At 39.6% G+C, this 12,935-nt stretch carries 12 protein-coding genes; all 12 read left to right on the top strand.

Annotation, left to right across the window (positions count from 1 at the left end; genetic code table 11):
* The first annotated feature begins 8 nt into the window (after nt 1-8).
* Nucleotides 9-1,775 (top strand): adenine deaminase, encoded by a 1,767-nt coding sequence (gene ade / locus MUO14_RS07265; protein ID WP_244754577.1) that lies wholly within the window; start codon nt 9-11, stop codon nt 1,773-1,775.
* Nucleotides 1,776-2,240: 465 nt separating this feature from the next.
* Nucleotides 2,241-2,663, top strand: coding sequence for a zinc-binding metallopeptidase family protein (locus MUO14_RS07260; protein ID WP_244754576.1), 423 nt, complete (start codon nt 2,241-2,243; stop codon nt 2,661-2,663).
* A 421-nt stretch (nt 2,664-3,084) separates the two neighbouring features.
* Nucleotides 3,085-3,684 carry a class I SAM-dependent methyltransferase gene (locus MUO14_RS07255; RefSeq protein ID WP_244754575.1) on the top strand — a complete coding sequence of 200 codons (600 nt, stop codon included), beginning with the start codon at nt 3,085-3,087 and terminating at the stop codon, nt 3,682-3,684.
* 126 nt (nt 3,685-3,810) lie between these two features.
* Nucleotides 3,811-4,116 (top strand): monooxygenase, encoded by a 306-nt coding sequence (locus MUO14_RS07250; protein WP_244754574.1) that lies wholly within the window; start codon nt 3,811-3,813, stop codon nt 4,114-4,116.
* Between the two features lie 248 nt (nt 4,117-4,364).
* A complete protein-coding gene (locus MUO14_RS07245) occupies nt 4,365-5,021 on the top strand; it encodes a hypothetical protein (protein ID WP_244754573.1) in 657 nt (218 codons plus the stop codon).
* Nucleotides 5,021-5,764 carry a cytochrome c biogenesis CcdA family protein gene (locus MUO14_RS07240; protein ID WP_244754572.1) on the top strand — a complete coding sequence of 248 codons (744 nt, stop codon included), beginning with the start codon at nt 5,021-5,023 and terminating at the stop codon, nt 5,762-5,764. Before MUO14_RS07245 ends, MUO14_RS07240 begins: the two co-directional genes overlap by 1 nt.
* 16 nt (nt 5,765-5,780) lie before the next feature.
* Entirely contained in the window at nt 5,781-6,398 is a 618-nt protein-coding gene (locus MUO14_RS07235; RefSeq protein WP_244754571.1) for a peroxiredoxin family protein, read from the top strand.
* Between the two features lie 38 nt (nt 6,399-6,436).
* The gene (locus MUO14_RS07230) at nt 6,437-7,117 is read left to right on the top strand and encodes a response regulator transcription factor (RefSeq protein WP_244754570.1); all 681 of its coding nucleotides are present in this window, start codon (nt 6,437-6,439) and stop codon (nt 7,115-7,117) included.
* Nucleotides 7,107-8,204 carry a HAMP domain-containing sensor histidine kinase gene (locus MUO14_RS07225; RefSeq protein ID WP_244754569.1) on the top strand — a complete coding sequence of 366 codons (1,098 nt, stop codon included), beginning with the start codon at nt 7,107-7,109 and terminating at the stop codon, nt 8,202-8,204. Before MUO14_RS07230 ends, MUO14_RS07225 begins: the two co-directional genes overlap by 11 nt.
* Nucleotides 8,205-8,653: 449 nt before the next feature.
* Complete coding sequence (locus tag MUO14_RS07220; RefSeq protein ID WP_244754568.1) at nt 8,654-9,283, top strand: sialidase domain-containing protein; 630 nt, start codon at nt 8,654-8,656, stop codon at nt 9,281-9,283.
* Nucleotides 9,284-9,381: 98 nt separating this feature from the next.
* The gene (locus MUO14_RS07215; protein ID WP_244754567.1) at nt 9,382-11,079 is read left to right on the top strand and encodes a sialidase family protein; all 1,698 of its coding nucleotides are present in this window, start codon (nt 9,382-9,384) and stop codon (nt 11,077-11,079) included.
* Between the two features lie 500 nt (nt 11,080-11,579).
* Nucleotides 11,580-11,876: a hypothetical protein gene (locus MUO14_RS07210; protein WP_244754566.1), complete on the top strand. Its 297-nt coding sequence runs from the start codon at nt 11,580-11,582 to the stop codon at nt 11,874-11,876.
* Nucleotides 11,877-12,935 lie beyond the last annotated feature (1,059 nt).

Below are 12,935 nucleotides of genomic sequence, written 5' to 3'. Positions count from 1 at the left end.
TAATTGATATGGCACATACACGCCAAGATATAGTTGCTGCTGCACGAGGGGATCTGCCGATGGACACAGTGATACGTGAGGCTAGTCTAGTCAATGTTTTCACTGCTGAGATATATCGTGCGGACATAGGGGTGAAGGAAAATCGCTTTGCGGCTATCGCACGCTATGAAAATAACGAGCCGGAGTTTTGGATGGAAGGTGACACGGAAATAGATGCGAAAGGCAAATATGCCGTTCCAGGCTTTATTGATTGCCATGTCCACATTGAGAGTACAATGATTCCACCCGATATGTTCGCAAGAGCCGTTCTCAGACATGGGACCACAGTGGCTGTTGTTGATCCACATGAGATCGGCAATGTTATGGGGGCTGAAGGAGTTAACTATATGGTGGAAGCAAGTCAAGGACTTCCTGTTCGAATTCTTACAACAATTCCTTCGTGTGTGCCAGCTGTTCCAGGTTTGGAGACTGCGGGAGCAGAATTCAACCCGCATGATATAGCCGAATTGCTGAAACTTCCTGATGTAGTGGGCATCGCTGAGTTAATGGATTATCCAGGCGTCATCAACCAAAGTCTGCGGATGGCAGGCATTGTGGAGAAGGGACTGGAATTTGGCGTATTAAATGAAGGACATGCACCAAGAGTTTCCGGTCGACCATTACATGCTTATTTAGCCGCCGGCGTGAATTCTGATCACGAAAGCCGCTCAGAGGAAGAAATTCTTGAAAAATTGCGAGCAGGAATGATGATTTATATTAGGGAATCCAGTGTGAGCCAGTTTGCCGATATTGCTGCAAAGGCATGGAAATCCGTACCTTATGTTTCGAATATAGCTATGTGCACAGATGATATAGAGCCTAATGATATGTTGAAAAACGGCCAGATGAATCGAGTGGTTCGCCGCGCGATTGAAGAAGGCATTCCTGCACCACTAGCGATTCGCTATGCCACACTTGGAGGAGCCATTCGTTACGGACTTCGAGATCGAGGAGCCATCGCTTCAGGGTATGTAGCGGATTTTTCCCTGGTCGATTCTTTGGAAACCATGGAAGTTCGTGATGTATTTGTACAAGGAACCCAAATGGTGTCAGATGGCGAAGTGACGGCTGACATTAACAGCAGCATCCCGCCATTACTAAAGAATACAGTGGTTCTTCCTCCATTAAAGGAAGAGGATTTTATGATCCATGCACCGATACAGAATGGTACAGCTACTCTGAACACAATGGAAATGACATCTATTGGGACAACGGCACAGGGAAGCTTAGATGTCGACGTAAGCAATGGAGAAATAAGTTCGTTACCTGATGATTATGTCTTTGCAGCCGTGATAGGCCGCCATGGACAGAACCGCAAACCTTTTGTAGGTGTTTTGAAAAATTCAGGTCTACAAAGTGGAGCGTATGCGACAACTGTTGCCCATGATAGCCACAACTTGGTAGTAGCAGGGACAAACGCCCGTGATATGCTGCTGGCTACGGAACAATTGCAGGCTTCTGGTGGAGGACTCTGTCTTGTGGAAGAGGGAGAGATTGTTGCACAAGTAGATCTTCCTTTAGCGGGACTAATGTCTCCTGAGACGATAGAAGAACTTTCTCCAAAAGTGGAACGATTTAATGAAAAAGCTCAATCGATGGGGGTTAAAGTGGGCAAGCGTTCCCCGTCAATGGCTCTATCTTCATTGACGCTGACGGTTATTCCAGAGGTTAGGATCAGTGATCTGGGGTTAGTGGATGTGAATGAGCAAAAATTAATTCCACTTTTTGTGAAGTAAATTTAATAAATTAATGTTGAAGGGGAAGGCTCCATTATCGTTCGTGTAAAAGCCCTTCAAGGATTATATCAAATAGTAAGAAGACAGGCTGATGAGTAATCGTCTATCTCAGGTCTAGGAGAATTTGATGTATTGGCTCCTTGTTGCGCAATTAAGCTTTATCGTTTCTGGAAATTAAATCATGGAAGAAAGCGGACCGTATCTCAATCCTGTGTACAGAAGCTTTTGTTATGTTTATTCTTTCGGATTAACTCAATTGGATGAAGATATCAAACAGTTATAATGGATAAATCATTTAGAGAAGACTTGTAAGATGCATATCGAAACAAAAAAGAATATGATCGGTTTAATATTACTAAGATCCATTGCATAAGAATTGCTGATATTGTTACAGCCTTATGACTGAAATCGGTGCCGACATATTCAAACAAAGAGAAAGAATATGCAAATGAGATTTGGAACACGTTGACTAAAAGCGAAAAAAATAATGCAGAACAACTTGTTGCTATCGCAAATGAAAAAGTCACGATCCGTTCTGAACAATATTTAGCAGAAGAAATCTACCCAAGATATAGCTCCAATGCAGTGGTACCAGGTTCATCGGATGTGGGCGACGTCAGTTGGATCGCTCCTACTGCTCAATGCATGATGACAACATGTGCGCTAGGAACCCCTCTCCATAGTTGGCAAATGGTCGCACAAGGCAACTCAACGATTGCTCAAAAGGGGTTGCTGCAAGTGTCAAAAATCCTCACATTGACAGCTATTAAGGCATTAGAAAATAAAGAAATTATAGAGAACGCCAAAGAGGAATTACTAGAAACACTGAACGGTACTCATTATGAATGCCCCATTCCTGCAGACGTACAACCATCAAAAGTAAATTAATACTAACTTTTTATTTTAGCTAAAGTAAGGGCTTAAAAAAGAGTTATTATATGAGAGTTAAAGGGGCTTGTATTATAAGGTTAACCGGTTCAGCTGGTTAGCCTGTTTTTTTATGGGTTATTCATTAGGTAGTCGGGGGAGGTCGTTAGGACGAGTGAGAGTTATCGGATCTTTTTTGTTAGTTGATTAGAAGTAGAAAAACTCGACAAACTATATTGAATGAAAACCCAATTTCTCTTAAAGATAAGGGAAATTGGGTTTTTTTAGTTCGTCGTTTCCTTAGACTTAAGATATATTCAACTTTTACACAAACTACCGTACGTCATCCTAACGTTTTTCCTTATGTATTTATATAATTGTTGTGATACATTACTTTTGAAGATTATAGTGCAATGCTATTTAGAAAAGGAGATTAAAGTTTATGTCAAAAGAACACTGGGATAACAGTTTTTCAAATCAAGATTTTGTTTATGGTGAAAGCGAAAATGTATTTATAAATAATATAAGTCATATAATTCCGGAGCATTCAAAGGTTGGTTGTTTTGCTGAAGGTGAGGGTCGGAATGCAGTTTATTTAGCAAAACTTGGTCACGATGTAACCACTTATGATCAATCAACGATCGGTCTTGAAAAAACGAAAATATTGGCCCGTCAAAATCATGTTGACGTAGAAACGTTTGCGATGGATTTGACTAAAGAAAAAGTTAAAACAAATCAATATGATGCCGCAATAATGGTATTTGGACACGTTCCCAAAAAAGATCAGCCATTTTTTATGGAAAGTATGATTAACTCAGTGAAACCAGGTGGGTATATCATCTTTGAAATTTACTCCGAAGCTCAACTTAAATATCAAACAGGTGGTCCAAAATCTGTTGATATGTTATATGATCCAGTAGATATCCTAAATTGGATTAAAAATTACAAATGTATTCATTTTTATTACGGTGAAGCGGAGCGGGAGGAAGGAAAAAGACATGTAGGTCTAGGGCATGTTATTCAGGCCGTTATAAAGAAATGATAAATAGAGATCATCCCGAATTGATCAGATATTGGGGCGCGTTCGCTGAACAATGCTGAATTATAGTTAGAAAAAATCTTGTAATTAATGACTGATTGTTGATGAATTTAAAAAGGAGTGTTAAACATGGCATATATCTTACAAGTGGATTTCAAAATGGATGGACCATTCGGTGATGAGATGGTTGAAGAATTTTCTGATCTAGCAAAAAGTATTAATGAGGAAGAAGGGTTCTTATGGAAGGTTTGGACGGAAGATAGGGAGGCAAAGGAAGCTGGTGGTATTTATTTGTTTGAGTCAAAAGAGTCAGCTCAAAACTATTTAACGATGCACACAGAGAGACTAAAGGGCTTTGGTATTGAGCCAGTTAACGGTAAAATATTCGAAGTGAATAAAGGATTAACTCAGATCAATAACGGCCCGATTAAATAATTTAGGGGCTAGATTGGAAAAGGCCAAACATAGGCGATCCCTATGTTTGGCCTTTTTAATTTAAGTCTAGGGTGCAGCGACGATTATTTTTAAAATATATGGTCATTTGGCTGAGGCTCTTTTTACGATCTAAGGTGGGACCTGCAACCTTTATCGTTCGATTATGAATTTGCCTATTTTCATTAAACTTTCATATTCCAGTTTTATAATCTAACTAGAATCTATTTTATACAGGAGGAGCTGCTGCTATGCCATCAGCTTGGATCATAGGTCCTTTCGTGATAAAAAGCTCAATCATAATAGTTGTGGGGAGCTTTATAGTGGGCTTTATCTTTTTTCGGCTTTCAAGCCCTTTTTCAAAGTTAGAAACAAAGCAACGATCAGATGAAATGATTTCCCTTCTCATTGTGTTTGTCATTTCACTGTGGATTGGAAAAATCTTAGTCAATTTCTCAACATTCTTAAGTGATCCACGTGCCATTTTAGCTTATCCAAGTGATTCAAGAGCCTTTTATATCGCCGTATTATTTACTATGGTATATGGCGAATTCAAAATGGTTGATCACTATCAGAAATTGCTAGATCTACTCTTCTCCTTTATGTATATTTTTTTATCTGCTTCCTTTGTGTATGAATTTGTTCAAATTACTTGGGGAGGAGGAGAAGATGTGTGGGGATACTTAGGGTTACTCGTTACCCTTCTTATCATTCTTATACTGCTCCAGAGCAAAGCGACAATTGCAAAACTTACGTTTGTCAGTATATTGGGATGGAGCTTGGGGCAATGGGTTTTATCCACTTTTTATCAGACAAGTGTTTTTCACTACTACTTAGATCAGTGGTTTTATAGCGTTATTTTTATTAGTAGTCTATTTCTGATTCTTTATAGAAAGAGGGTTAAATAATGAATGCTGCAGCGGATATTACGATATGGGTGGCATTAGGAGCAGGGATTCTGTCATTCCTTTCTCCATGTACCTTGCCTATTTTTCCGGCATACCTGTCTTACATTACGGGGATGAGTGTGAAGGAAATCCAGAATCAAAATGAATGGAAGGTACGTAGAAAATTATTGCTGCACGCCGTTTTTTTCTTACTCGGTGTTTCGATGATTTTTATTAGCTTAGGTGTAGGTGTTTCCTTTCTAGGGCAATGGATTCAGGGTGTGTTATCAGGTGAATCAGGGCTATTCCTTCAACGGATTGCCGGTATATTCATTATCATTATGGGATTCTTCGTAGCGGGCTGGCTTCAAGTGACATGGTTTATGAAGGAAAAGCGTTTTCACTTCACTAAAAAACCTGTTGGCTACTTAGGGACCATTTTTGTTGGCATGGGTTTTGCGGCAGGGTGGACACCTTGTATTGGTCCTATTTTTGCATCCATTCTAGTTGTCGCAGCTAGTAATCCAACGCAAGGAGCCTTATATACGATCATGTATGTCATCGGTTTTGCGATCCCATTTCTCGTACTTACTTTTTTCCTTGGTTCCACAAAATGGCTTGTTCGTTATAGTCAAACAATCATGAAGGCAGGTGGAGCCATTATGATTGTTATGGGAGTGCTTCTGTTTACAGGACAAATGGCTCGTTTATCTAACTTCTTACTGAGACTTGTACAAGATAGCTGGTTTTCTAACTTAGGATAACAGGAGGTATTTATTGATGAAAAAAGCGATGATCATCATTGTTATCGTCGGAATGTTTGGATGGGCGGTGTATGACCTTGCTTTTCAAGCGAATCATACATCAAGTCCAGATATGAATAAAGGGATTGAGCAAGGAGAGCGCGGTTCGGATAGCGATAAGGTGAACGATACTTCTAATGATAAAGAGAATAAAACAACTTCAGAAGCTGCTGTAGGCCTGAACATAGGTGATATTGCTCCCGACTTCCAGCTTCAGACATTAGAAGGTGAGAATGTAAAACTATCGGATTACCGGGGCCAACGCGTCATGGTGAACTTCTGGGCTACTTGGTGTCCCCCTTGTCGTGCTGAAATGCCGGATATGGAAAAATTCTATCAAAATAAAGATGTTGTGGTTTTAGCCGTCAATTTGACTCAAACAGAGAGTAATCTTCAACAAGTGAAAGATTTTGTGAACGAGTTTACCTTAACTTTTCCTATATTATTAGATAAAGAAAGCAAAGTGGCTACGAATTATGAAATACGTCCTATTCCATCTTCCTTTATGATTGATTCGAATGGAATTATTCAATACAAGGCCTTAGGTGCGTTAAATTATGAACGTATGATCCAAGAATTTGAAAAGATGAAATGAGTCCCTCTTATTGAGTACAATAAGGAAGAGGTGATCCCGTGAAACAAACCATATTAGTTGTAGAAGATGATCCATTAATCCGTGAGCTTGTCAGCATTTATTTGAAAAAAGCCGACTATGATGTAGTAGAGGCTGCTGACGGGGAAGCGGCAAAGGATGTCTTTTTAACTTACCATCCGTGTTTAATTGTTCTTGATTTAATGCTTCCTAAGATTAGTGGAGAAGAATTGTGCAAATGGGTACGAGAACAGGAACGTAATGAAGTATCGATTATCATGCTCTCGGCTAAAGCACGTACAGATGATAAAATTAGTGGATTGAAATTAGGCGCCGATGATTACGTAACAAAGCCGTTTGATCCAGAGGAACTTGTAGCCCATGTTGAAGCAGTTCTGCGGAGAACGGGACAGTTTTGTCAAAAGATTGTTTACGAAGGTTTATGTATAAAGCCGCGAAAAGGGGAAGCGCTGCTTTATGATCAGCAGATTTGCTTGACGAAACATGAATTCAATCTTCTCTATCATTTTATGGAAAATCCAAATGTGGTACTCTCGAGGGAAGATCTTATTCGTCAACTATATCCTTCGGCTGATAAAACGGTTTTGGATCGTACTATTGATGCACACATAAAAAAGCTTCGGGAAAAAATTGAGGATCATCCTGCGGTTCCAAAACGTATCTGTACTGTCCGCGGAATGGGGTATAAATTTGTTTATTAAGAGGTCTTGGCTTCCAAAACAGTTCTTGTGGCGTTTAACACTTTTAAATATAGCGGTTATTTCTGCTTTTATCGTCCTTAGTAGTTGGGCCATTTATAACACAGCTTGTTTTTTAGTCGATGGAATGGCCACGATGAATGAGTATAAACAGTCCCAATTTAATTCGACTCTCTCTCATTACTTATGGATTTTCAGCCTTATCGCGATTGTGAGCGGAAGTATGATTCATTTTTATTTAACAAAAAAACTGATACGTCCGTTAAGGGAGTTGATTGAGTCTACGAAAAGTATGAAACGAGGCCATTATCCAAGCCCTATCGAAAGCAAGTCCGAGGATGAAACCGGGCAATTAATCGTTCAGTTTAATGGGCTGGTTCAGCAACTGCAGAACAATCAACAACATCGGCAAAAGCTAGTATCTGACTTATCACATGAATTTCGCACGCCCTTATCTAATTTAAATGGATATCTTAGTGCATTAAAAAATGGTGTGATAGAAGGGGATCAACACCTGTATCAATCGCTTTATGAGGAGTCCAAGCGTCTTACGAAGATGCTTGAACAACTGGAGCAACTAAAGGAATGGGATTATGTCTCAGCCCAGACTTTTTCTAAAAAAGAAGCTGTGGATATGGCCTTATTAATTGATCAATCCGTAGAGATGTTTCGTTGGTCCCTAAAGACAGCAAGGATTTCCGTAGACGTTCAAGCAGATCATGAGATGGTGAGTGTCTATAATGAAGGGATCCCCCAGGTTGTCAGTAATTTGCTGGACAATGCCATTCGCTACTACTGGGGTACTGGACCTATTTTGATAAAAGGAGAATCATTAGAGTCGGAATACAAAGTTTCCGTCACAGGTCCAGGTCAACCTATACCCACAGTGAAACAGGAAAAAATCTTTGAGCGATTTTATCGTATAGATTCCTCCCGCAATCGTGAAACAGGAGGGACAGGATTAGGCCTGGCGATAACAAAAGAAATTGTAGAACATCATAATGGAAGGGTTGGCATCAGGTCACAAGGTAATCATCATACCTTTTGGTTTACTTTGCCTCTGTCCGGTACTGACAGGGCAAGGACTTGACCTTTGATGATAGTGACAAGATACGGATACTTACGAAATAAGTGATGAAACGTCATCGATCTAAACGGAAAAATGGTATTGCCTCCTTATGTCGAACCACACATTCATCTGGACTATGCGCTTACTGCAGGAACTTCCTAGATGAAATGACGATAAAACTTCGAGGGTTGTTGCAGGGTACCACCATATAGATTTTGCAAGAGAATGTTTATCAATGATGGCAGAGAGGGTAGATTCCCTCTCTGTTTTTTAATGTGGCGTACAGCCAGCCTCTACAAAGGATAGATTTGGAATCAATTTGACAATTGTTAATCATTACTTTTTAATCATTGAAAGTTACGTGTCATAATGTTACTATTTTTCTGACAAAGTAAAATTTTCCTTTTTGGAGAGGGAGGAGACTTTAGGATATTTGTAAGTCCATCATCAAAATCGAAAGGAGATCATTAATGTTTAGAAAAATGGGTTTGTTCGGTCTGTCTATCCTTTTGACTCTTATTACCTTTCATCAAACTTCACAGGTAAACGCCGAGTCCTCTGGAAAACCAGAACCGATCGTACGTGTAGAAAATCAGCAGATTAGTGATGGGAACTATACGAATTTGAATGCGAGGGTAGATGAGCTGAAAGAATTAGAAGAAGGGACGATTATTGTAAGGTTCCGTTATACAGGATCCTCCATTATGTCACTTTTTTCATTAAGTAATACGAACTTAGCGGATAGTCATTTCCATCTATACATTACCCCTACAAGTGTTGGAAGCGAAAATCGTTATGAGAAACCGGGGGAGGAGAAAGAGAACATCCATATTAAAGCTACCCCTGTGGATTTGAAAGAAGGTAACGTCCATACATTGGCTATGGTTGTAGATAAGGAAAAGGGTTATAAATACTTTCTAGATGGTGAATTAATCAAAAAGGATACAGAGTCACCAAGAAAGTTTCTGAGTAATATTTACAATCCGAACAACGCACAGTTAGGGCGTACAGAAAGGGCATCCGGGGGAAACCCTTATCTGTTTAGCGGGATATCGGTTTTTTTGAAATTTACAATGAACCCTTTTCAGAAGATACACTGACCACCATCACAGACGTCACCTCAGCTGATTCATTAGTCACTCCAATGCCTGAGGATGCCTATGTTTCAGATCCTCAAAGCCTTTTTTATCCAGGATTTATGGATTCCAGTAACTATAGAATCCCCGCACTGCTTCAAACTGAAGGCGGCACGTTAATTGCCGGAATAGATCGCCGTATGGAGAGTGGTGCTGACTCGCCAAATAATATTGATGCCGTCATCCGAAGAAGTTTTGACGAGGGGAAAACGTGGGAGGAAGATGGCATTGTCATCAACGACTACCCTGATCAAGCCTCTAACATTGACTTGTCTTTCTTGCAGGATCAATCGAATAAACGAATCTTTGCCCTCGTAGACGGGTTTCCTCATGGAGCTGGATTGATGGGCGGTTTTGGTACGAATGCCTATAAGGGAACAGGTTTCAAGACAGTAAATGAAGAAGAGTATATGTTTCTCACTGACGAAAATGAAAACGATTACACAATTAGGGAAGAAGGCAAGGTGTATGATGATTCAGGAGAAGTCACTTCATATACCGTCGATGAGGACAGGAATTTGTATCTAGATGGGGAGAAAGTAGATAACATTTTTAGCAAAACATCTCCTTTGAAACCATTTAAAACGTCCTATCTTGAGTTGTATTACAGTGATGATGAAGGGGAGGCGTGGCAAGGTCCTATTGATCTAAATGCTCAAGTAAAAGAAGAGTGGATGATTTTTCTAGGTACAGGTCCTGGGAACGGCATTCAATTAACCAAAGGGCCAAACAAAGGGAGACTTGTGTTCCCGGTTTATTTTCTCAATGAAAATAATCGACAGGCAAGTGCTGTGATTTACAGTGATGACCAGGGGAAAACCTGGTACCGCGGAGAATCCCCTAATGAAGGTAGGGTCGTAGAGGGGGGCAAGGTGATTGATGAGAAAACCTTTACCAATCGTGAGTATGAAATTACGGAATCGCAAGTTGTAGAAATGCCGGACGGCCAGCTCAAAATGTTTATGCGGAATCATTCTGGCTATGCACAAATTGCAACGAGTTTTGACGGTGGCGAAACCTGGCATTCTAAAGTGGTAACAGAGAAAGAGTTAGTTGCCCCATACAGTCAAATGTCGGCTATTCGGTATGACGGACAGGTCAATGGGAAGGAAGCCGTTGTTTTCTCAAGTGCGAATGATCCAAGCAGTCGTATAAATGGCACCGTAAGATTAGGTTTAATTGAGGAAGTCGGGACCTATGAGAACGGGCATACAAAGTATACGTTTGACTGGAAGTATGAGCAGCTAGTCAAGGAAGGGCATTATGGATATTCCAGTCTCACCAATCTATCAAATGGTAAAATCGGGCTGTTTTACGAGGGAACGGCGAATACAGAAATGGATTTTATCAGGTTTAACACGGATTTTGTGAAGTGGAATAAGTATAAAGACGAACCGGCTCCTAAATTAGACTCGTTCAATGTAGTATCAAAAGAGTCAAATGTGTACCGCCCGGGGGATACCATTGAGGTGGAAGTGACTTTTGATGATTATGTGATGCTGATCGGTAATCAACAGCTTAGCGGGGAGATTGGGGAGCAGGAGATTAATTTTACCTTAGTAGAACAAACAGGGCCGAGTCGATTCATATTTGAAGGGACTGTTCCCGATCTGGCTCCTCGATCATATACGATGGAATTAGAGTTTGATAAGCAATTAGATATTTACAATGTGTACGGAGAAGTATTGGATAAGGATGCTGCTAAACTGATAGGTAGAGTGAACGTGGCAAAAGATGTACGATCATTCTCTCAACATTAGATTGTATAAGTTGACTAAACCCTCTACCTCTTTGCAAAAGGGGGAGGGGGGTTTGTGTGAATTTATCCACATGTATCTGTGCAATAGTATTACTTATTTATTTGATCCTCCTTAACCAAATATGCTTGACATTGAAAAAGATTTAATCCTGCATCGATAAACGCTTATAATGATAAGCGATATTGGCTAGCTCAAAAAGCAAATTCGGACTCCTGCCGTGATAACGATAATCCTAGAAAAAGGGGGGAATCTGACCTTATTCTGTTAAAGTGGCGCTTATCCTTATAAGGAAAGCGTCTTTTTAGTGCGTCTGCATTTCTTATAGGTTCTGGCAGTCTGACTTTTAATAAGGTTTGCTGCCGATAAATTTACGTGGCCTTAAAAGTGTGATGGTATACTTAGCAGTAGTAATGATTATTTTCTGTTAGAAGTGAATATCATATCTGTACTTAAAATAAGGATAGTCTTATGGAAGAAGAACGAAAAGGAGTGCAGCATTATTGTTTATTCGCGAAGTAAAAAATCTTCAGTTTTATAGTCAATTGTCCCTGAAACATGTAGAGGACCGTCTTTTGATCAATGCAGACTTTCCTAAAGACTTCCTTTTAAAAAATCGATTAGACCATCCTTTTTTATACGTGACTTTGTATGTTCGCGGTGGTTCTAGAATCAAAATCATCGATGAAGGTACAGCAAAACTTTACACTCCGTCTAAAAAGGAATTTGCAGCTAAAACTTATAATCAAATTGTCAAATTCGCAATGAAGCACGCACCACAATTTAAAAACCTATCATAAGAAGGTCATGTTTAAGCAAGAGCACGCTTATTGGATACTGGAGGCTTAAGATAAGTGAAGCCTTCAGAGGGTCGAAAAATAGACATAAGAACTCAGGTGTTGCGCTTTGTGGTTAAAAAGGAGAAGACAGGGATGAGAGGAAATATCGAAATTATTCTTGGCGTGATCGGCAGCATTTTAAATGTAGTCATTTTTATCTCTATCCCCTGCCTCGACTCTATCGTATAATCTCTGATCTGTATCATGCCAGTACTCAACCTGGCATGTCAGTATTTATCATAGTCGTGTTATTATTGGTTGTTCTGGTAGGTGTAATGGTTATTATTATACCGATGGCAGGCGTAATTTTCGGGATCATCGCTACAATACTTCTAATTAAAAATAGGAGGTCAAATAGGGCTGGAGTTTTTTTCTTTTATCTGCCGCAGTAGCGTGTATTCTTACATGCTTTTTTGCCGGACAAGCAACAGCAGGGAACTTATCCTTTTTTCCTTCTTTGTTCATGATTATTTTTCCATTTTTTCTAGCAGTATTGGCTTCGCTTCCACATTTGGTTGGTGGTATTTTGTGCATGGCAAGGAAATAGGTGGTGAACTGGCGGACATTTTTTGGTAGAAAGAACATTACAAAGAATAATAGTTGTATCAAAAACACAAACGTAAACGTGGATGTTTACGTTTGTGTTTTTTTGGTCTAGATGAGAATCAAGCGGGAGATTAGTCTAGACAGTACACAGCCTTCTTTCAATTACCCCATCCCCGGGTCCCCAGGATCTTTAGCTAAAGCATGAATAGAGATATAACTAAATGGTTTCAGTACCAAAGTTTGAAATGATTCCAAACAATATTTTTTCATCAACATTTCTCCTCGTATAAACACTCCAAGAGTAGGTTAAATATGCAAAAATACTCCTTGATCCAACCGTCTGTTATGTGAATTGTCTTAAGACAACGCTCAATAACCTTAACCCACTGATAATTATATAGGATAAAAAGTAAAAATATCGTCGTTTTTTGTAATTTTTTTAATATTTATATATTTTTTTAAAACCTGTAGAAG

Origin of the sequence: Halobacillus shinanisalinarum (assembly GCF_022919835.1) — a bacterium.
In the GTDB taxonomy this organism is placed as follows: domain Bacteria; phylum Bacillota; class Bacilli; order Bacillales; family Halobacillaceae; genus Halobacillus_A; species Halobacillus_A shinanisalinarum.
This window is presented reverse-complemented; position numbering and strand designations above follow the sequence as displayed.

Coding starts and splice junctions, on each gene's coding strand:
- MUO14_RS07245 (WP_244754573.1), top strand. CDS start 4,365: ATGCCATCAGCTTGGATCATAGGTCCTTTCGTGATAAAAAGCTCAATC.
- MUO14_RS07235 (WP_244754571.1), top strand. CDS start 5,781: ATGAAAAAAGCGATGATCATCATTGTTATCGTCGGAATGTTTGGATGG.
- MUO14_RS07240 (WP_244754572.1), top strand. CDS start 5,021: ATGAATGCTGCAGCGGATATTACGATATGGGTGGCATTAGGAGCAGGG.
- MUO14_RS07215 (WP_244754567.1), top strand. CDS start 9,382: ATGGATTCCAGTAACTATAGAATCCCCGCACTGCTTCAAACTGAAGGC.
- MUO14_RS07250 (WP_244754574.1), top strand. CDS start 3,811: ATGGCATATATCTTACAAGTGGATTTCAAAATGGATGGACCATTCGGT.
- MUO14_RS07220 (WP_244754568.1), top strand. CDS start 8,654: ATGTTTAGAAAAATGGGTTTGTTCGGTCTGTCTATCCTTTTGACTCTT.
- MUO14_RS07255 (WP_244754575.1), top strand. CDS start 3,085: ATGTCAAAAGAACACTGGGATAACAGTTTTTCAAATCAAGATTTTGTT.
- ade (WP_244754577.1), top strand. CDS start 9: ATGGCACATACACGCCAAGATATAGTTGCTGCTGCACGAGGGGATCTG.